This window comes from Anaerosporobacter faecicola (assembly GCF_012070565.1).
Lineage (GTDB): Bacteria > Bacillota > Clostridia > Lachnospirales > Lachnospiraceae > Anaerosporobacter > Anaerosporobacter faecicola.
In genome coordinates this window covers 1-22,634 of record NZ_JAAQRO010000002.1, presented here as the reverse complement: position 1 = coordinate 22,634, position 22,634 = coordinate 1, and the positions used below count along the sequence as shown (strand labels likewise).

At 37.4% G+C, this 22,634-nt stretch carries 30 protein-coding genes and 1 other annotated feature; of the genes, 3 read left to right on the top strand and 27 right to left on the bottom strand.

The window, feature by feature from the left end:
* Positions 1–80: 80 nt before the first annotated feature.
* Positions 81–312, bottom strand: a binding site (T-box leader).
* 9 nt (positions 313–321) lie between these two features.
* From HBB17_RS00670 to HBB17_RS00655, 4 genes are all read right to left on the bottom strand, one after another.
* Positions 322–522 carry a hypothetical protein gene (locus tag HBB17_RS00670; RefSeq protein ID WP_167954831.1) on the bottom strand — a complete coding sequence of 67 codons (201 nt, stop codon included), beginning with the start codon at positions 520–522 and terminating at the stop codon, positions 322–324.
* 105 nt (positions 523–627) lie between these two features.
* Complete coding sequence (locus HBB17_RS00665; RefSeq protein ID WP_167954829.1) at positions 628–1,386, bottom strand: class I SAM-dependent methyltransferase; 759 nt, start codon at positions 1,384–1,386, stop codon at positions 628–630.
* 268 nt (positions 1,387–1,654) lie between these two features.
* The gene (locus tag HBB17_RS00660) at positions 1,655–2,134 is read right to left on the bottom strand and encodes a pyridoxamine 5'-phosphate oxidase family protein (protein WP_167954827.1); all 480 of its coding nucleotides are present in this window, start codon (positions 2,132–2,134) and stop codon (positions 1,655–1,657) included.
* A 36-nt stretch (positions 2,135–2,170) separates the two neighbouring features.
* On the bottom strand, positions 2,171–2,602 hold the full coding sequence (locus HBB17_RS00655; protein WP_167954825.1) for a hypothetical protein: 432 nt from the start codon (positions 2,600–2,602) through the stop codon (positions 2,171–2,173).
* A gap of 275 nt (positions 2,603–2,877) precedes the next feature.
* Between HBB17_RS00655 and HBB17_RS00650 the strand changes: the two genes are divergently transcribed.
* Positions 2,878–3,309: a MarR family winged helix-turn-helix transcriptional regulator gene (locus HBB17_RS00650; protein WP_167954823.1), complete on the top strand. Its 432-nt coding sequence runs from the start codon at positions 2,878–2,880 to the stop codon at positions 3,307–3,309.
* Entirely contained in the window at positions 3,306–3,686 is a 381-nt protein-coding gene (locus HBB17_RS00645; RefSeq protein WP_167954821.1) for a hypothetical protein, read from the top strand. Before HBB17_RS00650 ends, HBB17_RS00645 begins: the two co-directional genes overlap by 4 nt.
* Positions 3,687–3,995: 309 nt before the next feature.
* Here the strand turns inward: HBB17_RS00645 and HBB17_RS00640 are convergent, their stop codons facing one another.
* The 4 genes from HBB17_RS00640 to HBB17_RS00625 form a co-directional block, all read right to left on the bottom strand.
* The gene (locus HBB17_RS00640; protein ID WP_167954819.1) at positions 3,996–4,340 is read right to left on the bottom strand and encodes a phenylpyruvate tautomerase MIF-related protein; all 345 of its coding nucleotides are present in this window, start codon (positions 4,338–4,340) and stop codon (positions 3,996–3,998) included.
* Positions 4,341–4,529: 189 nt separating this feature from the next.
* Positions 4,530–5,420, bottom strand: a complete 891-nt coding sequence (locus HBB17_RS00635) for a MerR family transcriptional regulator (protein ID WP_167954817.1) — start codon at positions 5,418–5,420, stop codon at positions 4,530–4,532.
* 105 nt (positions 5,421–5,525) lie between these two features.
* Positions 5,526–5,777 (bottom strand): kinase to dihydroxyacetone kinase, encoded by a 252-nt coding sequence (locus tag HBB17_RS00630; protein ID WP_167954815.1) that lies wholly within the window; start codon positions 5,775–5,777, stop codon positions 5,526–5,528.
* Positions 5,778–5,843: 66 nt separating this feature from the next.
* Complete coding sequence (locus HBB17_RS00625; RefSeq protein ID WP_167954813.1) at positions 5,844–5,993, bottom strand: hypothetical protein; 150 nt, start codon at positions 5,991–5,993, stop codon at positions 5,844–5,846.
* 107 nt (positions 5,994–6,100) lie between these two features.
* Here HBB17_RS00625 and HBB17_RS00620 point away from each other — a divergent pair, with 107 nt between their 5' ends.
* Entirely contained in the window at positions 6,101–6,982 is an 882-nt protein-coding gene (locus HBB17_RS00620; protein WP_167954811.1) for a metallophosphoesterase family protein, read from the top strand.
* A gap of 116 nt (positions 6,983–7,098) precedes the next feature.
* On the opposite strand, the gene HBB17_RS00615 is transcribed toward HBB17_RS00620, so the two are convergent.
* The 19 genes from HBB17_RS00615 to HBB17_RS20320 form a co-directional block, all read right to left on the bottom strand.
* Positions 7,099–7,653, bottom strand: a complete 555-nt coding sequence (locus HBB17_RS00615; protein ID WP_330588095.1) for a GNAT family N-acetyltransferase — start codon at positions 7,651–7,653, stop codon at positions 7,099–7,101.
* Positions 7,654–7,720: 67 nt separating this feature from the next.
* Positions 7,721–8,236 (bottom strand): kinase, encoded by a 516-nt coding sequence (locus HBB17_RS00610; protein WP_238483641.1) that lies wholly within the window; start codon positions 8,234–8,236, stop codon positions 7,721–7,723.
* Between the two features lie 24 nt (positions 8,237–8,260).
* Positions 8,261–8,722 (bottom strand): VOC family protein, encoded by a 462-nt coding sequence (locus HBB17_RS00605; RefSeq protein WP_167954809.1) that lies wholly within the window; start codon positions 8,720–8,722, stop codon positions 8,261–8,263.
* Between the two features lie 99 nt (positions 8,723–8,821).
* Positions 8,822–9,745, bottom strand: a complete 924-nt coding sequence (locus HBB17_RS00600) for an AraC family transcriptional regulator (protein WP_167954808.1) — start codon at positions 9,743–9,745, stop codon at positions 8,822–8,824.
* Between the two features lie 56 nt (positions 9,746–9,801).
* Entirely contained in the window at positions 9,802–10,266 is a 465-nt protein-coding gene (locus HBB17_RS00595) for a GNAT family N-acetyltransferase (RefSeq protein ID WP_167954806.1), read from the bottom strand.
* Between the two features lie 23 nt (positions 10,267–10,289).
* Positions 10,290–11,240: an alpha/beta hydrolase gene (locus tag HBB17_RS00590; RefSeq protein ID WP_167954804.1), complete on the bottom strand. Its 951-nt coding sequence runs from the start codon at positions 11,238–11,240 to the stop codon at positions 10,290–10,292.
* Positions 11,241–11,242: 2 nt separating this feature from the next.
* Positions 11,243–11,818, bottom strand: a complete 576-nt coding sequence (locus tag HBB17_RS00585; protein WP_167954802.1) for a GNAT family N-acetyltransferase — start codon at positions 11,816–11,818, stop codon at positions 11,243–11,245.
* Between the two features lie 15 nt (positions 11,819–11,833).
* Positions 11,834–12,064 (bottom strand): hypothetical protein, encoded by a 231-nt coding sequence (locus HBB17_RS00580; RefSeq protein ID WP_167954800.1) that lies wholly within the window; start codon positions 12,062–12,064, stop codon positions 11,834–11,836.
* A 185-nt stretch (positions 12,065–12,249) separates the two neighbouring features.
* Positions 12,250–13,143, bottom strand: coding sequence for a hypothetical protein (locus HBB17_RS00575; RefSeq protein WP_167954798.1), 894 nt, complete (start codon positions 13,141–13,143; stop codon positions 12,250–12,252).
* Positions 13,144–13,303: 160 nt separating this feature from the next.
* Positions 13,304–14,059 (bottom strand): ABC transporter ATP-binding protein, encoded by a 756-nt coding sequence (locus HBB17_RS00570; RefSeq protein ID WP_207717309.1) that lies wholly within the window; start codon positions 14,057–14,059, stop codon positions 13,304–13,306.
* 15 nt (positions 14,060–14,074) lie between these two features.
* Positions 14,075–16,420 carry an ABC transporter permease gene (locus tag HBB17_RS00565; RefSeq protein ID WP_167954796.1) on the bottom strand — a complete coding sequence of 782 codons (2,346 nt, stop codon included), beginning with the start codon at positions 16,418–16,420 and terminating at the stop codon, positions 14,075–14,077.
* Positions 16,421–16,606: 186 nt separating this feature from the next.
* Positions 16,607–17,659: a HAMP domain-containing sensor histidine kinase gene (locus HBB17_RS00560; RefSeq protein WP_167954794.1), complete on the bottom strand. Its 1,053-nt coding sequence runs from the start codon at positions 17,657–17,659 to the stop codon at positions 16,607–16,609.
* 12 nt (positions 17,660–17,671) lie between these two features.
* Complete coding sequence (locus HBB17_RS00555; RefSeq protein ID WP_167954792.1) at positions 17,672–18,358, bottom strand: response regulator transcription factor; 687 nt, start codon at positions 18,356–18,358, stop codon at positions 17,672–17,674.
* 238 nt (positions 18,359–18,596) lie between these two features.
* Positions 18,597–19,241 (bottom strand): nucleotidyltransferase domain-containing protein, encoded by a 645-nt coding sequence (locus HBB17_RS00550; protein ID WP_167954790.1) that lies wholly within the window; start codon positions 19,239–19,241, stop codon positions 18,597–18,599.
* A 72-nt stretch (positions 19,242–19,313) separates the two neighbouring features.
* Positions 19,314–19,832, bottom strand: a complete 519-nt coding sequence (locus HBB17_RS00545; RefSeq protein ID WP_167954788.1) for a GNAT family N-acetyltransferase — start codon at positions 19,830–19,832, stop codon at positions 19,314–19,316.
* A gap of 155 nt (positions 19,833–19,987) precedes the next feature.
* Positions 19,988–20,485 (bottom strand): hypothetical protein, encoded by a 498-nt coding sequence (locus HBB17_RS00540; protein ID WP_167954786.1) that lies wholly within the window; start codon positions 20,483–20,485, stop codon positions 19,988–19,990.
* Positions 20,486–20,776: 291 nt separating this feature from the next.
* Positions 20,777–21,715 carry a helix-turn-helix transcriptional regulator gene (locus tag HBB17_RS00535; RefSeq protein WP_167954784.1) on the bottom strand — a complete coding sequence of 313 codons (939 nt, stop codon included), beginning with the start codon at positions 21,713–21,715 and terminating at the stop codon, positions 20,777–20,779.
* Positions 21,716–21,879: 164 nt separating this feature from the next.
* Positions 21,880–22,401 carry a GNAT family N-acetyltransferase gene (locus HBB17_RS00530; protein WP_167954782.1) on the bottom strand — a complete coding sequence of 174 codons (522 nt, stop codon included), beginning with the start codon at positions 22,399–22,401 and terminating at the stop codon, positions 21,880–21,882.
* Between the two features lie 27 nt (positions 22,402–22,428).
* On the bottom strand, positions 22,429–22,634 hold a 206-nt coding region (locus HBB17_RS20320), incomplete at its 5' end, for a hypothetical protein (protein ID WP_207717308.1).

Here is a 22,634-nt window from a genome sequence, read left to right as displayed (position 1 = left end):
ACAACAGAAAGCAAACCACCTTGCTCTCCTTTTTGTTAACATAAGAAAACACCCCTACAACTATGGATGTGTTCCACAATTGTAAGGGTGCTAGTATACTACCGCACGGTTCCACCTTAACTTTTCACTTCAGATTCTATCAAATCCTATCCTTTAACGCAGGCATACGGTATTGTTTATTGTGCCTATATGCAGTTCAACAATACAGCTCAGGAATGGTATTCGTCTGTTTTCCATCAGAAAGAACTCTCACCAAACGTTCTTCTCTCTGTCTGTGTCCAAGCAGACTACTGTTTCCGTCTTTGCTTTTCTTATGTTAGTTTATATTATATGCTCTTTTTTTTGTCTGTCAACCACTTTTCTTTTTTTCTTTCTCATGCATTGTGGTGCCCATCTTGTCTCTACTTCCGTATGATGCTTGATACATTCTTCACATTTTCCATGACGTACGCATTTGGTACGAGTACAAATACATTCACTAGGAGGCACAAATTCCTCATTCTTTTTTTCACATTCTGACATAATACTGCTCCTATCTTCCAATATGAGTTAATGTGCCACAGTAAAACAGCTTGCACATTGCAATTAGGTTTCCCTGTATTTTTTTTGCTATACACGATTTGCAGTTTATTGTTTTATGGCCTTAATCCGAATACGAACATAATCTGCATACCAAGTTCCATTGGTATAGCAGGTTGGTCGTAATTCTTCTACCACAATCCGAATGATTTCTTCTTGTTCCTCTTGGGTAATTCCCTGTACTTGGAATGGCAACAGATTAAACATCCGAATCCAATTTGCTAAACCATCTTCTCCTTCTTGTTTGGTTGGACGATCAAACAAGGTAGCAAATCGAACTTGTAATCCATGTGCTTCAAGCTTAGCCGTATATTCACCTATGGTTGGAAAATAAAATCCCCGTTTGTAGACGTATCCCCTTTTACGAAACTCTCTTTCCAAAGCAGCATGAATGGATTCTACATTTCCTTTTCCACCAAACTCACAGACAAACTGTCCACCTACTTTTAACTGGTTAGCAATATTAGTGATTAAACCTTCCTGATCATCAATCCAGTGTATCACTGCATTGGAAAATATTGCGTCCACTTTCTTTCCTATGTTAAACTTCGTAGCATCTTCACAAAGAAATGGAATCTGTGGATATGCTTCTCTTGCTGTCCTTAACATCGCTTCCGAAGAATCTATGCCATACACATCAACCTTCTGATCCGCTAACTGTTTCGTCAATTGTCCATTCCCACACCCAAGATCAACCACTGTCATTCCCTCTGTTATCTCCAACAGATTCATAACCTCTTTGCCATATTCATGAACAAAGTTAAAATTCTCCCCATAGTTCTTTGAATCCCACATTATATTATCCATACTATATCCCCTCCTAATCCTTTTCCTTAACTCTTTCTTCTTTCATGAATTCATGTTTCATTAATTCCTCTTACATTCAAAGTGTGATTACTAACTTGATTTATGAACTGAGTATAGCACGGTTGTTAGTATAAGTAAAATTCATATTAGTAATGTTTGTCATATCTAATATTTATATCATGTGATAATATTTAATTAAGTTTGTATGACCATTGCATTCGTGGTTCTATATAGGAATGATATAAGTATCAATAGTAGATTTTGCCCCTTACTGAACTGGTCTAGGTTTTCTCTTTGCAGAGTACTCAACCAGATCAACTTTGAATACACATACTGTATCCGCTTGTTTCTTTTCAAAGGTTACCTTCTTACCAATCTGTTGCATCATTAATAGAGATAACGCTTTACATTTTTCTTCGGAATCTTCTACGAATTCAACCGATCCTTCCCCCATAAAACTTGAATAATAATATCCAGAATTACATGGAGTCTCTGGATGTACCGGTTCTCCTTCGACAGATAATTCCAATGCAACTTGAGGATTTTTATGTAGAATTGACAATTTTCTTCCTTCTTTAGCACAATGAAAATAGAAAATGAAATGTTCTTCCACTCTCTCATATCCAAAATTCAAAGGTACAACATACGGTCTTTCTTCGTCTACCATACCGATATGACAGGTTTTACACATCGTAATGATTTCTTCCATCTCTTGTAAGTCTTTCACTTCTCGATCTTGTCTTCTCATATGCTCCTCATTTTATGACTTCTCTGAATCAATCTACTATGCTTTATCCATCATCTTTTCTTTCGTCATAAACTGCATTCTACCGGATGACTTCTTTGGAACAGCACCTACTGTACTAAGATCAAATTCACCTTGTAATTCTTTTTTTAATGTATTTGCACATTCTGGGCAATATTGTCCATATCGAATATTAATTCCACATCTTCGACAACCAATGAACACGTCCGATTCTTCTGGTATCTCCAACCGACCATTTCTTAAAAAACTATTGATTTTTCCTATAGAAACCCCTGTTGCTCTTGAGATGATCATTGCTGATGAATTCCCCTCCGCCTCTAGGAAGGTACGTACTTTTCCATAATCTGTTGGTTCTTCATGTCCACAACTTGGGCATACATATGTCTGGCTATCATCCTCTCGACAATCTGCCTTACATTTTGGACATTTTATTGGCATCAAAAATTTCATATTCATTCCTCCAATTGTATTCTAAATCAATTTATCCTATGTATTGTTCTGTCATTCCAATGCGTATCTCCCAAATGAATCTTTCGAGATACTTCTAGTACATATTTCCTGTATAATTTATATTACTATATCATCGAAAGAAAAGCAATTCAACATAATACGATTGACTTTTTTATCAAAATCTACTATACTGCATATAGTAAGTGTACTTACTATATGTATACAAACAATATAAAAGAATTACATACGATAACTAAAGTATAAAGGAGGTTCTTATGAAACTTGAAGATTCCCTTGGCTATCTGATTAATCAAAATGCCAAATTATTAAAAAGACAACTCACAGAAAAACTAACCCCTTATCAGGTAACACCATCTCACTGGTCGGTTCTTAAAGTACTTTCTGAAGAAGGTCCTCTGACACAGGTGGAAATTGCTTCACGCCTTGGTAGTGACAAAGCAACCTGTGGCTCCGTAATCGATCGTTTAGAGCGCAATGGTTTTGTTGAACGGATTTCTACACCAGGTGATCGGCGTTCTTACCACATTCAAGTAACGGATCTCGCTCAGAATTCAATTGAAGCAATGACAGCTGCTGCAAAATCATGCAATGAGCAAGCCACTGCTGGTTTTACGAAGAGCGAACTTCAACAACTTAATCAGTACTTAAGACGAATCTTTCACAATCTAGGAGGTGAATGTCTATGACTTGGACAGAAGAAATTCTACGATGTTTTTTTGTTGCATTCGGTGCTTTTGAATTCTTTATTAATCTATACTATTTGACAACGCAACAAGGATTAGCAAAAGCAAGGAAGCAACATGGCGAACTTCCCCCAACCGCTACTCCACACAATATACGAATGAAAGTAATCTGTATGATGTGCAGTGGTTTCGTATTTCTTATTGCCGGATGTACCTCCTTCTATCTACATACCTATTGTGGTAGCTTCCTCTTCCTATCCGCTCTTGGATTTGCTCTCTATGCATGGATAGAAGCATGTTACTATCGCTACTGGAAAACCTTTGGATTTGCAACCGTAGCCACTGTCTTCGTTCTTCTCACATTTTTACAGATACTATAATAGATTTATAGCCTTATGTACCACTACGAACTTCAGCGGGGCGAGAGCGTGCCCAGAGTAAACTATATCCTGTATTACATATTAGCCAAACTTAAATTGTGCAAATTGACGGACCTCAAAATAAAAAAGGGCTTTTGACACCAAAACCCTATTATAGAAAAAAGCTTTCAGCAAGATGAACCCAGAATAAGGATTCTATTCATTCTTGCCGAAAGCGATTTGCTTCGTAATCTATTTGTTTCAATGACTAATTAATGTGTGACCACTGTGTTTTGCTTTATTTATGAAGATGTTCGAGCATAGAAACCTTTAAAAATTATGGCCATCATAACCCCAGTTCAGTACTTCTTCGTATTTCACGTAGATCTGATTCCCTGGTATACCCAAAACTTCTTCGTAAATCTTACATACCTGTTCTGTCATACTATCATATGATGCTGCAGGTGCACTTCCGAAAATCTTAATTTCCACAAATGCTGCTTTTTCACATCTTTTTCCTTTAAAATATAAGGAGTACTCATCTTCAAACCCTACCATAAGCCATGCTTCGCTTTTGCCAGGAATGACTTCAATTGCTTTCCCTAACTTTTCTTTCAGTAAATCTTCTGTACTCTTGTCTAACTTTACTGTAACTTTTGAATTGATAAATGGCATATACTTCACTCCTATCTAATTTGAACACTCAACCCTGATAGGTAAATATTTGCTATATCGTTATGATTACAGCTTACAGCCATACGCAAACCTCCCTAGAACACATAATTGAGTTAATTAGATATTAGCAAAGCTAGAACATAATTACAAGGGCAATTTTATGTGTTGAAAAATCCATTGCTCTTACATTTATTCAGCCATATATCCATTATCTATATTGCGGACTTCTGGATACTTTTCTAATAATTTATCATTCGCAACTTTCATTTGTTCGGTATATACCAAATATTGTTGACTTAACCGCTTCATTGCTGGAATAAATATATCATAGTATCCACTATTCTTATTAAAATCCTTCATGATCGTTTGAATCCGATACATTGGAGACTGGGTATATTCCTCTGATTGCATGAATGCAAGATATTGCTCCAATACTTCTTTATTATCCTCTAAGAATGCATCTGGTTCTTCCATGGATTGTTTTGTCTTCTCATTCATCTCCATAATCTGAGCTGTACTAATATCTTTCGTACTCTCGACTAAGTATTCACACAAATCCTCCGGGAATTCCATCGCAGGCACATTATCTAAAAATTCCATAATGGTTTCATATGCTTCTTCCTGCTGCTTTGTTTCGATTGGTTCATTGAGGAACCTAGCAAAATGCAAACAGATGAATCGTCCATAGTATCCTGGAAATGCTTCCAAGATTTTCTCTGTAACTGTAGCATTCTTATCTAGCGATTCCAGATCTAGTTTGATCTCCTCATACGAGATTCCACAGCTTAACTTATCCAATATTGCGTATCGTCTTTTCTCTCTTTGCGCTTCTAACTCTTTTTGAATTACAACTCTCTTAAGTGCATCGTTGTTTCCTTCCTCTAGTACCTCTCTAATCTCCATTGTACTAAGATGAAGTTTTCGCAGTACTGCAATTCTCTTCAGTTTATCAATTTCATTTTTCGCAAAATCACGATACCCATTTTCTAGTATTGTTGGAATGACAAGCCCTTGTTCTGCATAGTATTCAATGGCTTTCTTCGTCAACCCGGTTTCCTTACTTGTTTCATGTATTAACATATTCATCACCTCAATAGCAATGGTAAGCCCATCCCCAAGGGGGCAGTCAAGCATGAATTTCAAACTTTACCTTTTAATATAAAAAAGTAGTCAGTAGATCTCCAATTATCCTTGAAGACCTCTAGCTTGGCGATCCATATCTTCTATAACAATATCATAGATTTCACCTAATGATGACGCATATTTCAATAAATCCCATGGTTCATTGGTATGGAAATGAATCTTGATCAGTTCCTCATCTCCAACTGCAAGTAGACAATCTCCTTTAAGATTGTTTGTTATATATTCATTGATGGCATCCTCATCAAGATTTGTTCCTTCTATAAGTAGTTGCGTATCATAACGAAATTCTAACATTATTCTTCTCCTTTATCTTTCTCTATGATTTTCTTTTCTGCGTTCTTCTTTTTCTATCATTTACCATCAGTACATGCACATCTGAGATGAATAGCTTATCCAAATGGTCGTTGTACCAATTCTGCACATATTGTACTCCTCTCCAGCCATTTCTGCAAGATATCCTGCCCATTTCTCTTTCTTCCATTCCTGTAAGACATTCCTTCTACTTAACATTCCCTTTGATTCTAGTATAAATATCTTTTGACGCTTGTATCATTTATGTATTATAATGAAAGGAATTATTGGAGTAAAAAGCACTTATGAGTGGGGAGGGAAGATTAATGGACATCGCTGTATTCGCCGATTTACATGGTAATTATGTTGCTTTTGAAGAATGTCTTGCTTATGTTCGTGCCAAAAACATTCATACGTATCTCTTCTTAGGCGATTATGTAGCTGAAATGGCAAATGCACAGAAAACCATGAAGCTTCTCTATGATTTACAGGAACAAGAAACTTGTTATTTTATTAAGGGAAATAAAGAAGAATATTGGCTAAACCATCAACAAGACCGGGAAAACAACTGGAAAGATTTTGATTCCATCACGGGATCGCTTCTCTATACCTATCAATCTTTAAAAGAACAAGATTTTGCATTCTACCAGTCCTTACCAGCTGTTATGCGATTAACGTTTGGTACCCTTCCAACTATGACAATTTGTCATGGGTCACCCAATCATATAAGTGAAAAACTTCTTCCTGCAGATTTGAATACTATTGAATTACTTAAAAATGCAGAGGATTCCTTGATTTTATGTGGACATACGCATTTACAAGGTAAGATTACCTATCGTGACAAACGAATCCTCAATCCTGGTTCCGTCGGGCTTCCTTTCTTTAGTAATTGCAAGACACAATTTTTAATCCTACATGACTGTGGGAACACTTGGGAAGAAGAATTCATCAGTCTTCCTTATGATTATGAACAAACCATTCGCGCTTTGAAAGAAGCAGCCTTAGATCAACATGCACCCTATTGGACAATCATCACCAGTGCTATCTTACGCGGTGCTAATGTTAACCATACACAAGTCCTAAAAAAGGCGATGAATCTCTGTCGTGAAGAAACCGGAGAATGTGTCTGGCCACATATTCCTGAACAATTCATGGAACGAGCGGTGAAAGAATTCGGGTTACTGGCACCAGAATTTACTACCAGATAAAAGAGTATCTTTGCTTATCTAGTATTCCGATATAGACATGTTTTGATACCCTAATTAGTTATTATCCCAGAACACAAAAAATCTTCCGCTTAATGGAAGATTTTTTTGTGTTACTTTTATAATACGCATTCCAGCTGACAATCACAAGGTTCTTTCTCTACATGTTCTTTGTTATATTCTAATGCTTCCACACAACCCATTGCATGATAGAAGGCCTGAGACTCTACTGCAGAATGTGATGATATGTAAAGTTTCTTTGCTCCCTGTTCTTTTGCCCATTTCTTTGCTTCCCCAAAAAGTTTCCGACCGATTCCCTGTCCACGAAGCTCCTCTGAGATATGGATGCTAGAAAGATCCATGTATTCTTTATTGGTTCCTAAGAATCCTGATTCTACTGAAACAAATCCCTTAAGTTTGTCCTCCTCAAAAGCACCTAGTACAAATCCACCTGTTGCGATGGTATTTCGCAGACACTGTATAAGCACTTCATATTCCTCTTCTGACCAATCATCAATGAAGGGATCCTCTTTGATGCACCATTTTCCATCAACTTTTCTATAGCATTCCTTTACAACCTGATGCCGATTAAAATTTGCAAAAAGTTCCCGATTTATCTGTTTTTCCTTTAATTTTTCTAATTGCATATGATCTATATGGTTGTCTACTGGCACAACCATTACCTCCTTTTTCATTCTTACTTTCTTCGTTCGTACAAAACGATTGTATTTTTCTTTCCAATCACTCTATAAATGCTTCCCGATATATCAATTCTACAACCTCTTCAACACTCATATCCTTTGTCAGCGTTCTCTCTGGCAGGAAACCAATGTAGTCCTTATCTCTCCACCACCGATGCATCTCTTCTTCTCCAAACTCATCCTTATTCGGTTTTGTTTTATGTCGATTCACGGTTTCTTCAAAGGAGATATCATAGTAATACGCATAGACTTGCTCACCAAATTCACGTTTGATGTATGAAAATAATTCCTCATAATACTCCACATTCAGGATTCCTTCTAGTATTACTGCTTTGCAATGCTCCATTCCATACTGCACCATATTCTGAAGTAGGGGAAGGGCTTCATTCCCCACTCCATCTTTTACCCATAACATTTCTCGACGTACAACATCCTGTGGAATCAGCAAGGTATTCCTTCCAATTCGTCGTTGCAACGCTTTAGCAACCGTTGATTTTCCACTCCCCGAATTACCACGAATAATAATTAGTACGTTTTCTTGTAATTCCATTTTCATCTTTTTCCCTTCTCCATTAACCAATTACACAAAGTCCTCTAACTCTCCTTCTTCTGGCTCATAATCGCCCGTTACTTCAATCACATTCCCATCGGGATCTGTCAATTGGAAATAATAATAGGGACTTGCATTGCATACGTATTTGACTGGCGTAATATGATCGACTAGCTTCAATTGCTTTACGCGTTCATACTCTTTTCTCAAATCTTCATCCCAAAAATTAAGTACCACTTTTCTTGAATTGGGTAATTCTGCAATCTGCACCAAATCATCAAAGTAGGTATCCATTTTTCCTCGATGCACTACTTTCTCGGGATTCCTAGAATCAAAATATCCATTCATGATTGCGATGCAATGTCCTTCAAATTCAAACATTGCAAATCGATCCATATTTTGATGCGTTACTTTTTGTTCTAGTAAGTTTTCATAAAATGTTACGGATTTCTGAAAATCCTTTGCTATTATATAGATACTTCCTAAATGCATGTTGTTCTCCCTCTCTTCTGTTATAGGAATTGAATGAATAAAACTATGAACTAATTGCGCAAAACATAATTAATATAAATCACTTATCCCCCCTACAAATTAGAATTTAAATGGCTCAATCGGAACATAAATCTCCACTTCATGTAGATGCTCTTCATTATCCTGCGGGTCGTTACAATACACCTCGAATGGATAACTATTCCGTGGAACATAGCCACTCCCTGTTATCCATTCCTGATACATATAGTTCCAAGCATCCCGATACTGTTCCTGTTTTATTCGAAAATGACCGACTGCATAGAGACCACCTTCCAGCTTCATACAACCAAGCACGCCATCCTCTTGAATCGGAATCTGGTCTGGTACGGTCATGCAAAGACTCGTTCGAAACTGATTCTCAGCCGTGAATTCTGGATTATCATGATAGATGGAGAGCACCCAGTTCTGTTCTCCCACCAACAAGTTTTGCTTTGCTGCATGGGAGAACAAGTTTTGTGCAAGTTCTTGGCATACATTTGCTAACTCCTCATAGGTCCCCGTATGTCTTATGTAGACAACATTCTTCTCCTCCATGTTCTCAATGGTGATCTGCCCTTTCACAGGGAATTGCTCCCCTTTTCTTTCCCCTTTTGTACCATTCTTGTAATCGGATAACAGGATTGTACCGTCACAATTCTTCTGGTATTCCTTTCGGTATTCTCGTGGACTAATCCCAAAATAATTCTTAAATGCTCGTGAAAACACAGCGGAATCGGTATATCCTAACTCATATGCAATGTCTGTCATATTCTTATCCTCCCGATGCGCCAACAGAAATAATCCATTTTCCATTTTGATTCGATTCACATAATGTGCCAACGGTTCCTGTACGATTCCCTGAAAGATCCGACTAAAATGGTATTTAGAAAACCCTGCTACAAGAGAAAGTTCTTCTATTGACATGGGCTGTCCGAGGTGCTGTTCCATATAATCCTGTACGGTATGTATTCTTCGAACATACTCATCCTGACACTTCTGATCCATCCGATGTATTCCTCCCTAACAAATCCTCAATATCGATTTCCCGGTTTCTTCTGTGCCTATAGCAACTCCATGTTAATGGATTTTTCCGTAAACCCATAGCTTTCATACATGGCTTTCGCTTGTTTGTTCCTTGCATTAACCTGCAATTCAATTCCATCCAAATGCTGCTTTTCTGCAACTTGTTTGATAAAGTCAAAAAGCTGGCGGCCAATTCCTTGTCCGCGGTATTCTTCCTCTACAGCCATAGAATCAACAAACAGAATATCTCTTGTTACTTGATTCGGATTTTCTATATGACGCAACAGATACCAAAGCAAACCTACGACCTGACCATCACAAACCGCTACCACAAAGGTTTTTGCTTCGATTGCCTCTTCATATTCGTTTTGCGACAATACGATATCGTTTGGTTTATAGATATCCGGTCGCCAATCAACATGCAACTGCTGCACCTGTCTCATAATGGTAGAAACCATTTCATAATCTTCTTTTCGAGCATAACGAATCTCACAATTTTTCATTGGTACGTTTCCTCCTATATTCTTCAGAGCTCTTCCTCCAAAAACTCCTTTATGTACTGCAATACATCCTCATAATTTGACCAGTATATATAATGTTGTCCCTGTTCTATGGTAACCTGTTTGCTATTACTTGACCACGTTGCTAATTGCCTCTGCACCTTTTCCCACGCCTTCCCGCTATCAGAAGAAAGAACAAGGATCGGAAGGTTTCCTAAAGAAGGTCCTTCAAGAATTTCACCTGCATTCTCATTCATCTTATTAATTGTTTGAAGGGAGTCTTTATTACCTGCAAACCGATAATACATCACTTGGTCTAGTTTCTTGATTGGACCTGACAACAGACCATTTCTTACGTTTTCTCCATATAAAGGTAGGAGCAAACCACAATTGCCCATAAAACGATTCAAACCAGTGGAACGAAGGAAAGCAAAACCTCGATTCATTAATTTTGCTTTCCGCTCCGAATCTGTATGATAGAATTCTGGACTACCGGAATCAAGAAAAATAATCCCCTTTACCTGTTTTGGATACTGCTGTGCATAAGCTATTGCTTCCAAAGAGCCAAGAGAATGACATAAGAAAACGACAGGCTTTTCCGGCGCCACTGTATCGATTAGGATTGAAAGTTCTTTTACTAAATTCCCGATACTTCGTTCTGTTTTCGCTTTTCCACTCCAGCCACTTCCTGCATGATCGAACGTGATCGTCTGCCCGCTATGTGCAAGTTCATTCTGAAGTAGATAAAAATCGGTATATGCACAAGGAGTTCCCGAACCTGTAATGAATACAAATGTAGTATCTCCTGTACCTTTCGTAACGTAATGTGCTTGATACCCTCCCACATCAACAAAATCACCAACGGGCGAGTATTTTTCTATCTCGGTCTGTACCATGATTCTTTGCCAAACCATACCAACAACAAGCAACAATCCTAGGAATAAAAGTACTCCATAAAAAAGTTTTCTTCTCCTCATACCTATGCCTCTTGCATATCGGATTGTAAAATGGAAAATACCTGTAGATCCACAATCCCCTGTCCCTTCCATATATTCGCTTGTCTAAGTACGCCTTCTTTCGTGAAACCATTCTTAAGAAGTACTTTGGTGGAAGCCACATTTTCAGGCATCACAAATGCTTGCAGACGATTTACCCCCACCTCTTTCAACAGATAGTGTACCATCAAGGATACCGCTTTTGTTGCAATTCCTTGATTCCAGTAGGCTTCATTGATCTTGTACCCGATTGTCAGCATATTCAGGTTCTTGTCATAATCAAACATCTCCGCCATTCCCACCAAACGGTCTGGATCCGTAGTCAAATAAATTCCCCCGATAATACAACGCTTCTTCTCAAAATCTCGACCACCTAGGTTCTTAATTGCCGTTTCTAACAACTTCTTACTATTCTTATATAGGAACTGTGGTGCATATTGAAATATTGCCTCGTTGCTACAAATCTCCTCCAGTGCCTCTACATCCGTCAATTCCATTTTTCGAATCGTAATTTCATCCGAAATTAATCTTGGAAATTCATCAAATAATTCTTTACTCATTGGTTTCTTCTCCCCTTAATCCAACCGAATTTGATTTAAAACATCCTTGCAAACCCGAAGATACTCCTCCCAGATTTCAATGTTGTAATGTTCTGGTAACATGCGGATCTGTCGTTCCAACGTAGCAATGATATTGCATAGTTGTTCTTCTTCCATCTCATCAATTTCTTCTGGTTCTCCATCTTCATTGTAAAAAAAAGAAAAATCGATGTCTTCATAATCCAAATCATCTGTAAATATATTCATAACTTCTTCCTTTTCCTCATTTTTTCCTGTCTAGTTATTAAGTCTAGTTATTGAATCTAAGAATTGATACTAGTTATTGAAATTTGTTCATTCAATGAAGTCTTTATTCTCCATTCTATTATACTTCATCTTGTATAGGAGCGGAGCCCCAACAATCGTTGCATTCCTGTTAACAGTCCTTACTTTTAATATCGAGGTAACATATTCAGTTTCTGCTCAACTGTGGAACGTTCCTTTTGCAACTCAGAAGAGATTTGTCCCACTTTCCCAATATAGGAGGCTAACTGATCAATATTCTCTCCCAGACGATTCCTTACATTCCAATCTGTGAATACATTATCAAAAGCAATATCCCAAAAACGTGTTCCGTCTTTCATATTGTCTAGTTCACAGGTGAAGGCCATCTTCACATCCGATAATTCTTTCTTCATCATCGTACTAGCGGATTTCAGTTGGTTGGAGATTTCTGCTGCATGGTCCACTTTCGAGTATTTGACCATATCTGCAATCAACCCTCCGTTAAAAAAGGTATCATAGGTTGCCCAGGACTTCGCACTACTGTATTCATCCATGGCTTGCTTCGCCAAATTAAGCACACGATTTGTTGCCTGAATTGCCTCATCTAGTTCTTTCTTCTGACGATATAGACGTTTTCTTTCCTCCTCTTCTTTCTGCGCAAGTTCCTGTCCTTCTTTATAAATTGTTCGCAAGTTTGCCTGTTTCTCCTGTAATTCCAACTGTTTGGCATTGATTTCTCTTCTATAATGTTCCAGCGCTTCTTTTACTTGTTGTATATCAATGGCATACTCATCATACTTTCTCTTCGCTGTAAGATATTCCTGATACTCTTTCTGGTATTTCTCCTCGTATTTTCCAGCTATCTTATATAAGATCTTTGAGAAACTTACGTTTTCTAATTGCTCGACATCCATTTTTTCTTCATTGAGCTCTGCTTTATATCGATTCAATTCCTTAACACGTTCCTCATAGGATTTCGTAGCTTCCTGCGCTTTGTACTCCATAACACGGATTTCTTCTTTTAATTCTAGTATCTCATTTACTGCCTCTTGATAATTCATTCCAAAAACCTCCCCTTCCATTCTATGTTCCCCTTTCCTTACCCTTACACAGAGAACCAATGTGAAAAAGAGAAAGGAACCTTCTATTGTTCCTTTCTCTAACGTAAAGTATTGCATTATTATATCATATTTCTATATGCCGTACAACTAGGACGATGTATTAAAAACCAAGCTTTTGTAACCACGCACTGGTCATATCCTCTCTGTTTTTCTCCTCTTCTTTACGATACTTTCCCAAATGTTGACTAGACACAATCTCCCCATCTTGTAAGTAAATGATTCGATCTGCTCTCGCTGCTACCTTGGCATCATGGGTAACTAGAACAATCGTCATTCCTTTTTGATTGATAGAATTCAGGATGTCCATTACTTCTTTTGTTGTGGAAGCATTCAACGCTCCTGTTGGCTCATCTCCATATAAGATCTTCGGTTCATTAATCAGTGCACGACCAATGGCTGTACGCTGCATCTGCCCTCCTGATACCTGGTTGATTTCATGATCCGCTACCTCATCAATGTGCAAATCTTTCATCAAAGTATCCACTTTCTCACGTATCTCTCCTTTGTTGCATTTCTTTGCTTTCATCGCAGGAAGCATGATGTTATCCTTTAAGGACATATTCTTCAAAAGATAGGAATGTTGAAATATAAATCCCATCTTTCTTAACCGCAACTGGCTCATCTTCTCATCATCAAGAGCAGAGATATCCTCTCCATCGAAAATCACTTTTCCTGATGTCATCTTATCCATTCCACTAATATTATAGAGTAAAGTCGATTTTCCCGACCCTGATTGCCCCATAATTACTACATACTCGCCTTGTTCAACTTCCATGTCAATGCCTTTTAGTACCGTAACTTTATTCTCCTGACCGAATTCCTTATAGATTTGCTTTGCTTCTAAGATTTTGCTCACGTTTCTTCCTCCTCTTTACTCCTGTAACATCTTGATTACTTCGTATTTCTTTCCTTCTCTTGCGCAACAATCTGTCACCCCTAATGCAACAACAAGCAGGATCACTGGACAGATTACAAAATTATAGATTGGATTTACGATGAATTCAAACTCCGCAAGTCCCACATCTGCAATGGATAATATGCCACTGACCAAATATTCGCATCCTGTATTACACCATAGGATACCAAGACCTATTCCAATAAGAGAAGCGAGTAAACCTTTGATCAAATATTGCTTTCTAATATCCTGTAAGGAAAAACCTAAAACTCGTAACGTCGCCATTTCCGCATATTCTTTGGCACTTTGTAACTTTAAGAATAAAACCGTGATCAAAGCACCAATACATAATGCCACGACTATGGATACATATGCTGCTTTATCAAAAGAAGCAAGAATGCTTCCAAATGTCTGTGTCGTCATTTTCTCCATCGGCAACACTTTCATGAAGGAAAACTTCTGGCTGTACTGTTTTGCAACTTCTTGCGCCGTCGTTCCCTTCTCGCAATTGGCATAGATGGTATAGTTTTGAACCATATTCCCTTTTAACGTACCAAATGCTTTCGCCGTGTAACCTCCACTGGTCATATCCTGATAGATGCCAGTAACTTTGTATTCTTCCTGTTTGCCATCAATGGTAATCAATAGCACATCCCCTACTGTCTTTCCCAATTTTTCTTGATTGAGATACGATAGCGCGATTTCACCATCCTGCTTTGGAGTGGTTCCTTTCATACACTTAATCGGGAAATCCGAATACTCTCCCCACTGTACTTGAATTGTTTCCTTACCGTCTTCTCCGATGGTTTCATATTTGTTCGTGGAGAATACACTGTAATTTTGAATGTTTGCATCCTGTTCTAATGTTCCTACCAGTTGCTCACAGTTTTCTTCTATGTGATCTTTTGTCTGTAACTCCATCCACAGATCACAATTGGCATTTCCCATATTATTCGCAAAACGAACATCGGAAACGGTATGGATCAGATTCATCGGTACCAGCATTACATTGGTTGCTAAGAAGAATACGACAACGATCAACAACCATGCTTTCCTCTTTTCTAACAGATTCTTGATGCTAAGATATGCATTTACATGGCTCTTGCAATGTTTCTCCATTGCATATCTGCGTCTCGATGTTTTCTTTTTCTTACTTCCTGTTTCTCCATAAACAAGCGCCTGTACCACCGTAATGGTATTGATTCGCTTTAAGATTTTCTTACAAAGGTGCATCATAAACCAATAGACAAATAGAACGGAAACCATGGAAATCAAGATTGCATTTACGCCCAGATCCCGTTCTCCTAACATCATTCGTATACTCTTTGTAAACCCTTTGTTTGCGAAAAGACCGATCATATAGCCAATCCCACAACCAATCGCAGCTAACATACGGTATTTCTTCCGATACATGCTGTTAATATCCTTATTGCTGATTCCGATTGCCTTCATGGCACCAATCTCACGGATTTCCTCCTCTAGTACTGCCAATATGGTAAACCGTAGGTTGAATGCTGCAATCAAGATTAAGATGATACTAATGATGATCATGGCTCCTGCAAGCAATCCACTGGCTAATGAATTGACTAACTTGATCATCACATACGTAATTCCCTGCCCATTCACTGGCATATCCGAAGACTCATATAACTTTTGAACGGCACTTGCTTTGCTACTATCGGTTAAACGGAATTCAATGAGATATTCCACTTCTCCCATGTTCTCTCTAATCTCTTCAAAATCCTGGTCGCTTAATAGGAAACGTACCGAAGATGCCATCGAAGAAGCCATTTGGCTATCCCGTACAAAGTTTTTAATGATAAATGTTCTTGTAAAATCTCCTTTGGTAATCGTAATAGAATCTCCGATTGCCATATGGTATTCTTCCATATAGTAGATGGGAACTCCGATTGCTCCTGCTTCCTGCTTAATAATCGTATTGTCCAGGTCTAGCAGATAATCAAAGGATTCCGTCTGTTTTACAAATCCATTGTCTAACATACTCTCTGACAAAGAAACGGCCTCTTCCCCCTTCTTTTCATACCAGATATTTGCCCCATCAATATTGACCATCTCTATTGTTTCCACTGCCTTCACATAATCAACACGGTTTGCAAATGCCTGAATCTTATTCTGGTCAATCTCTCCCGTATGCATCTGTAAAAAATGTGGTGGTTTCGCAACGGAGAAGATTTGCTCCATGGAACTCGTTGTCTGTAAGATAACAAAGGAACCAATGGTCATTAAGAATGCTGATAAAATCATGAATAATAGTAATGTTATATGAATCACTTTATTTTTTTTAAATTGCTTTGTAAACATAATGTGCTCCCTCCTTATGCCATTATGATACTTGCTAAACGTAAAAAAAGTTGTAAGAAAAACTTACAACTTTATAACAAATCTACTTATATCGTATCGTCCTCTGTTTAGGACAACCATAACATTACTATTGGTGCAAATTGGAGCATGCATTTTAGGAAAAGCGTTTCCCAGCCGAATACGTAATTATAACATTTTAGGAAATGTCAAAACAAAGGCGGTTCGTTTTCTTTCCTCTTGGCACTGCACCTCGATCGTTCCATGATGAATAGTAACAATCTTTGACACAATTGCAAGACCTAATCCCTTACTTTGGGTTACATACTCTTTCGCATCCTCTCCTTGATAAAAGGGTTGGAAGATATGTTCCGCCTGGGAAGGGGATAAGACACTTCCATAATTTGCGATTTCCAGTGTAATCCACGTCTCATTCTCCGACAAATACGCTTCGATCTTCTTTCCTTTCTTCCCATACCGTAACGCATTATTTAACAGATTCTCCAACAACCGAATCATCAGATTTTGGTTGCATAGAAACATATGAGGCTTATCATTCCCAACCAATTCAAAGGTCATGTCCCGTTCATCTAGCTGTGGTATAAAATCAATAAAGATTTGTTCAACCAAACTACTAAGGGATAAAGACTCAAAGGTGTATTCTTTTTCTTCAAATTGTAGAATCGAATACTCCAATAATTCCTCAATCTGTCTGGATAAATGCTCGGACTTTCTTTGAATAATTGCTACATGTTCCTGATTTTGTAAGGATAACTCCTCACTCTGCTTAAGAAGTTGGGCATATCCCTGAATGGATGTTACCGGTGTACGCAGATCATGGGCGATATTACATACCATTGCTCGTTCGTCCTCCAAGGACTGCTCTAACAACCTTGCCATTTCACAGATACTTTTTGACAGTTCGCCCAGTTCATCTTTGTGGGTATCCTGAACAATATTCTTCCTGTTTCCTTTTGAAATCTGCTTTATGCTGTTGTTTAACCGTTCAATCCGCTTAATCGTATTTCTCGACAAAAACAGAAAGATAAGTACAACGACAACAAGGAACCCGATAACAAATGCAACTCCGCTTCCACCTGTTTCTAAAATTTCCTGTGTCTTCTCTGCCGTTAAATTATAATGATAGCTATAGATCGCTTCACTTATAGACAAAAGAAAGATTCCAAGGAACACACTTAAGAACATGAAAAAGATGAATTTCAGCTGTAATTTATGTTTCATTCTTGCCTCCTCTTACTCTTCAATCTTATAGCCAACACCCCATACATTCTTTATAATCTGCGCCTTTTTCGGGTTGTCCTCTATCTTCTCCCGTAGCCTTGCCAGATGCACCATCACTGTATTATTGCCTTCGTAGTATTTCTCCTGCCATACGCTTTTAAAGATCATCTCTGTGCTAAATACTTTTCCTTTGTTCTTTGCTAACAATTCTAAGATACCAAACTCTGTTCTTGTTAGAGTAATCTCTTCCCCGTATTTGGTAACTTTTCTTGCATCAAGATCAACCGTAAGTACCTCATTAACCGTAATGACATTCCCACTCTGCGGCGTCTTTGCTGCATAATGGTACCTCCGAATCAGTGCACGTACTCTAGCAACCAATTCAATGGCACTAAATGGCTTAACCATATAGTCATCTCCACCAGCAGACAAGCCCACAACCTTATCAATATCCGTCCCCTTGGCACTTAAAAACAAGATAGGAACCTGGCTCTTCTGCCGAATCTTCTGGCACACTTCAAACCCATCCATCTCTGGCATCATAACATCTAAGATAACCAGAGAAATCGTATGGTCAAATGCATCTACGGCTTCCAACCCTGAATATGTTTTGATGATCTCATATCCTTCTTTTTCTAATATATTTTCAATCAGATCCGTAATTTCCGTATTATCATCTGCAACTAGTATTCTATCCATGACTATGTACCCTTTACCCTTTTGTTTATTCTACGAAACACTCCATAAGATTCCGTACACAAAGTCGTATACCCAATTTCTCATATGAATGTTCTGCTACTGAATTCTCTGCATGTATATACAAGTAAATACGACCTATTCCAACTTGCATAATCTTCTACGGCTACTTTTTCTATTTATTCATTCATATCTCTCATTTTACATCTCTATAAAATGAATTTTAAGTCATATAAATAATTTATAACCAAATATGTCCTTGTGGATAAAGAATTGTCAGTGCATTGTTAAGCCATGCTTTCTGCTCCTGATCCATCTTCCCATATGCCAAATCATAATCCTGTTGATACCCTTCCCGATTTGGGTCAGTGGATTTATAGAGCAAGAGCATCTCTGGTGCAAGATAGGGAACTTTCTTATCCCAAAGAATTGCCTTTCCTAACTCTCGTTTTATCTCCTTATTCCGCGCATAGAGGAAATTTCCCTCCTCCTTGTCGTTAAATAAGAATTCTACAAAATTCAGTTTTGTCTCTCCCACATGATCGAATTCGATTCCATAGATATCCTTTTTCTCTGTTGGCATAAGATGTACCAATTCGCAATCGTCCGTACAGCAGAAGATATTTCGCTTCACTAGATACTGTTCCTTAATATCCGTAATCTTATGTGCATATCCACCGCCTAACATCTCATATACTTGAAACCCTCTGGAATTCATATAGGTGATTATGTTGTTACGATCCTTCCAATATGCTAGGATATCAATATCCCCATGCTTTCTGGATTCATATCCAAGGAATAGATCGATTGCCTGCCCTCCACATACTGCATATTCAAATTCTTGTTCTTCTAATAATTCGACTACCTCTTGTACTAACTGATTCATTTCATCTCCCCCTAACTTCATTATTTCATTGCTCTTCTCTCATCTGGTTGCTCGTTCTTTTCTTATTCAGCCCTATCTTTCAAGATAGAAACTTTCTAATGAAACCACCCCAACTGGTGGATAATAAAATCCATTATGTATCTCGCCTTCCCTAATAAATCCTAATTTCTTTAGTAATCCTAGAGAAGCTGCATTATCTTCAATAACACCCGCTACAAGCATTTTTACATTATCTTCCTCAAACTCATAACGAATCACTTCGCGAATTGCCTCCGTTGCATACCCTTGTCTTCGATAATTTGGGCTTATCACATAACCGATTTCTGTTGTTTTAACCATTCTCCTTGTGTCTTTCATTAAATGGATGGTTCCAATTACAATATTCTGATTTTTCAATACGATCATCAATCGTTCCTCTTGTTCTTTGAACTTTTTCATTAACAAGTCATATTCTTCATCCATAGAATCAAATGGTTCATAACCGCCATCAAGATAACACGTATCTTTATCGGATAAAAATGCAAAGCAATCCTTCGCATCCTCATCTTTAAAATTCCTTAAAATTAAATGTTCTGTTTCTAGTGTTTTCATATATGTTTCACCTCTTATCCATAGTATTCCTTGCAGGGTTTTTCGTCAAGAAAAAGGTCTCGTAATTACGGTTTCTACTATAATTACGAGACCTCTATAAAATGGTTGATAATCTGCCAAATATTCCAAAGATGCTTTCATGCGCTACTTCGTTCCTATTGTATGTGACTTTTTCCAAGAATATATGCTTTACATTCTTCCCAATTGGAATTAACAAAAGCATCTTCATATAGCCGAATCATCATTCTGTTACGAAGAAGCAATCGTATGTAATTCTCTGATTCTTTTATTCCAACCACATCTTCATACTTATATTGAACGGATACTTCCACATCGGTAATCTGAATTCGATCTTCATAGAATAATACATCTCTTGTCCAATTCACTTTCCCATGTTGATTTGCCAGTAGATCATATTGTCTACTCGTTACCATTCTCCAATGCAGACATGCTCGATATATACAGAACAGCGCTAACACAATATCAATTAGTATTTTTGTAAAAATCCATAACCCCATACAGACTATTGCCATACCAATCCAAAAGATTGCGAAATTACGTCTTTTTCCAGTGAATGCATTCTCTCTTCCCCAACTAAGGTATTTCTTTTTTGTTAATTCATAACTATTTTGATATAAGACCTTTTCTTCCATTGCTTAGTTCCTCACGATCCACTCTAATGTGCTACTTGCTCATGTTTGGCGGGTCAACCTGTCATATTCACTTTAGCAAGCACAACGTGAAATGACCTTTTTGCCCCTTGTATCATATCATTATATATCCTTGCAAAGGGACTCGTCAATCTTATGTGTCGTATGTAATCGTATGTTGTAACTTCCGTATATATGAATCAACCGTAACATCGAATTCAACGATAGCATCCGCTGCTTCTTTCCAGTTTCCCTTTTTCTACCATTGCCATCTATTAATCGTCAAATTATCACTCAAAGAACATTCTTTGGTTTCGCACCTTGTCCTTCGAGATGTGACTTCATTTGTTCATATGTATATTCGTTATAATTCTGACTTGGTAATTGCCTTAGTAACTCTTCTTTGCACTCTTCCGCTTCTTTTATCTGCCCTATTTTACAATACGTTTTCCATAATACCCACCAAGCATTGAATACTTGTGATACAGAATTTTCCCCTTCAACTATAACAAGAAAGCATTTTTTTACATAATCGATATCCCCTAACGAATATGCCAAATCCATCAAAATTGGATATATTTTTTTCTGATCATTCTCTTCAAATGTATCCATATAACTACTAGCCATATGTAGAACAGCTTCATATTGGTTCCTATTATTAAGAGATGAGGCAATTACTAGGTATTTAAAATTATCAATCGTTTTTTCGTCTTCAAACTTCTGTGTATATACATCGAGGAAATCATAATTTCCTAACATTGCATTCGTTCGCATTAATTGTATGGTAGCTCTAGTTTCCCAACTTTCTTCTTTTCCAGCAACTAACACTTTCAGTTTTTCACATACTTCTTTACTCTTCTGTAAGAATTCCTGTGCTCTTTGAAATTCAAGACGGCAAAGAAAAGATAATGCATCTACATTTTGGGAATTTCTTTCAAGAAGCATTTCGATAGAATCTTTCGCTTCTTTATAGGTTTTATCATTAGGATTCATGGAATACTTTGAAACAAGTAAATCGCTAGTGTCCAAATCTGTCATACCATAAAGTGTATCAATTGTGATATTAAAAAACAATGCTATTTTAGGAATCAAATAAACATCTGGTAAGGATAATTCCTGTTCCCATTTTGATACAGCCTGCGGTGATACACCCAAATACTCTGCTAACGCCGCTTGCGTTACCCCATTTTCCTTCCTATATTTTAAGATATTGCTACAAATACTAAGATTCATATACTCAGTCCTTTCCTTTATTGAACTGTCGACTGTTCCTATGAATAGTATAGTGGAATATATTGGTTCTGTCTAACAATGGGTAGTTGAGTTTTTCACAACCACTAAAAAAGTCCTTAGAAACACGTTCATTTGACTATTCCTCAAACATCTGAACAAATAGACTATTTAATCGCAGATGGAAGAATATGATACGTTTGTAACTTAAGTTTTTTACCTGACTCCGTAACAATCTCTTCACAGCCTAGTTTCTCGTGAGCAAACTTTTCAACTAAATGTATACTTTGCTCATTTCTTACATCGGCTTCATATGTAAAATATCGATATGTTTCTCTTGCACTCAAGTCGTCTATTAAAGCCTTTAAGGCTTCATAACCATATCCCAATTTATGTATTGATTGTTTTAACCACAACCCTACTTCTGGTGTTTCTTCTCTAATACCAAAGGCCTCCATACTTCCAAGAAACTCTCCATCAGATGTCAATATTACTAACTCAAGCATATTTCCCTGTTTCATTTCTTCAACAAATTCTGAAACTAGATTTTTTGCCTCTTCAATATTGTTAAAGCGATCTGGGTATTGATATTTCGTTATCTCATCTGTAAACTCTCTGTAATACTGCTCTAAATATTCATAATCAAACGGTTGAATAATCAGTCGCTCTGTTTTTAATTTGAATTCCATACTTTACTCCTTTGTAATATTTTTCTACTATTTATGTAAGTTACTACCATAATAATGGATCTTTGCATTGTGCAAATTGACATTATCCATTTTCTCCGTCCCTTTATGGTGACTTGTAAAATGAGATGCTACTTTGTAAGACGAAATGCAATGTTTATAATCAAGAATCATTTTTTGTAAACGAAACGCTACTTTTACACTACTTTGTAAGTGAGATGCTACTTTTGTAAGCG

Excerpts from the sequence above, each read along its gene's own strand:
- HBB17_RS00590 (WP_167954804.1), bottom strand. The coding sequence starts at position 11,240 with ATGAGGAGAAGAAAACTTTTTTATGGAGTACTTTTATTCCTAGGATTG.
- HBB17_RS00620 (WP_167954811.1), top strand. The coding sequence starts at position 6,101 with ATGGACATCGCTGTATTCGCCGATTTACATGGTAATTATGTTGCTTTT.
- HBB17_RS00645 (WP_167954821.1), top strand. The coding sequence starts at position 3,306 with ATGACTTGGACAGAAGAAATTCTACGATGTTTTTTTGTTGCATTCGGT.
- HBB17_RS00650 (WP_167954823.1), top strand. The coding sequence starts at position 2,878 with ATGAAACTTGAAGATTCCCTTGGCTATCTGATTAATCAAAATGCCAAA.
- HBB17_RS00670 (WP_167954831.1), bottom strand. The coding sequence starts at position 522 with ATGTCAGAATGTGAAAAAAAGAATGAGGAATTTGTGCCTCCTAGTGAA.
- HBB17_RS00560 (WP_167954794.1), bottom strand. The coding sequence starts at position 17,659 with ATGAAACATAAATTACAGCTGAAATTCATCTTTTTCATGTTCTTAAGT.
- HBB17_RS00565 (WP_167954796.1), bottom strand. The coding sequence starts at position 16,420 with ATGTTTACAAAGCAATTTAAAAAAAATAAAGTGATTCATATAACATTA.
- HBB17_RS00535 (WP_167954784.1), bottom strand. The coding sequence starts at position 21,715 with ATGAATCTTAGTATTTGTAGCAATATCTTAAAATATAGGAAGGAAAAT.
- HBB17_RS00580 (WP_167954800.1), bottom strand. The coding sequence starts at position 12,064 with ATGAATATATTTACAGATGATTTGGATTATGAAGACATCGATTTTTCT.
- HBB17_RS00635 (WP_167954817.1), bottom strand. The coding sequence starts at position 5,420 with ATGTTAATACATGAAACAAGTAAGGAAACCGGGTTGACGAAGAAAGCC.
- HBB17_RS00595 (WP_167954806.1), bottom strand. The coding sequence starts at position 10,266 with ATGAAAAATTGTGAGATTCGTTATGCTCGAAAAGAAGATTATGAAATG.
- HBB17_RS00575 (WP_167954798.1), bottom strand. The coding sequence starts at position 13,143 with ATGAATTATCAAGAGGCAGTAAATGAGATACTAGAATTAAAAGAAGAA.
- HBB17_RS00585 (WP_167954802.1), bottom strand. The coding sequence starts at position 11,818 with ATGAGTAAAGAATTATTTGATGAATTTCCAAGATTAATTTCGGATGAA.
- HBB17_RS00625 (WP_167954813.1), bottom strand. The coding sequence starts at position 5,993 with ATGTTAAGTAGAAGGAATGTCTTACAGGAATGGAAGAAAGAGAAATGG.
- HBB17_RS00530 (WP_167954782.1), bottom strand. The coding sequence starts at position 22,401 with ATGGAATTCAAATTAAAAACAGAGCGACTGATTATTCAACCGTTTGAT.
- HBB17_RS00550 (WP_167954790.1), bottom strand. The coding sequence starts at position 19,241 with ATGAATCAGTTAGTACAAGAGGTAGTCGAATTATTAGAAGAACAAGAA.
- HBB17_RS00660 (WP_167954827.1), bottom strand. The coding sequence starts at position 2,134 with ATGAGAAGACAAGATCGAGAAGTGAAAGACTTACAAGAGATGGAAGAA.
- HBB17_RS00600 (WP_167954808.1), bottom strand. The coding sequence starts at position 9,745 with ATGGATCAGAAGTGTCAGGATGAGTATGTTCGAAGAATACATACCGTA.
- HBB17_RS00540 (WP_167954786.1), bottom strand. The coding sequence starts at position 20,485 with ATGGAAGAAAAGGTCTTATATCAAAATAGTTATGAATTAACAAAAAAG.
- HBB17_RS00665 (WP_167954829.1), bottom strand. The coding sequence starts at position 1,386 with ATGGATAATATAATGTGGGATTCAAAGAACTATGGGGAGAATTTTAAC.
- HBB17_RS00630 (WP_167954815.1), bottom strand. The coding sequence starts at position 5,777 with ATGTTAGAATTTCGTTATGATACGCAACTACTTATAGAAGGAACAAAT.
- HBB17_RS00555 (WP_167954792.1), bottom strand. The coding sequence starts at position 18,358 with ATGGATAGAATACTAGTTGCAGATGATAATACGGAAATTACGGATCTG.
- HBB17_RS00605 (WP_167954809.1), bottom strand. The coding sequence starts at position 8,722 with ATGCATTTAGGAAGTATCTATATAATAGCAAAGGATTTTCAGAAATCC.
- HBB17_RS00610 (WP_238483641.1), bottom strand. The coding sequence starts at position 8,236 with ATGAAAATGGAATTACAAGAAAACGTACTAATTATTATTCGTGGTAAT.
- HBB17_RS00655 (WP_167954825.1), bottom strand. The coding sequence starts at position 2,602 with ATGAAATTTTTGATGCCAATAAAATGTCCAAAATGTAAGGCAGATTGT.
- HBB17_RS00545 (WP_167954788.1), bottom strand. The coding sequence starts at position 19,832 with ATGAAAACACTAGAAACAGAACATTTAATTTTAAGGAATTTTAAAGAT.
- HBB17_RS00640 (WP_167954819.1), bottom strand. The coding sequence starts at position 4,340 with ATGCCATTTATCAATTCAAAAGTTACAGTAAAGTTAGACAAGAGTACA.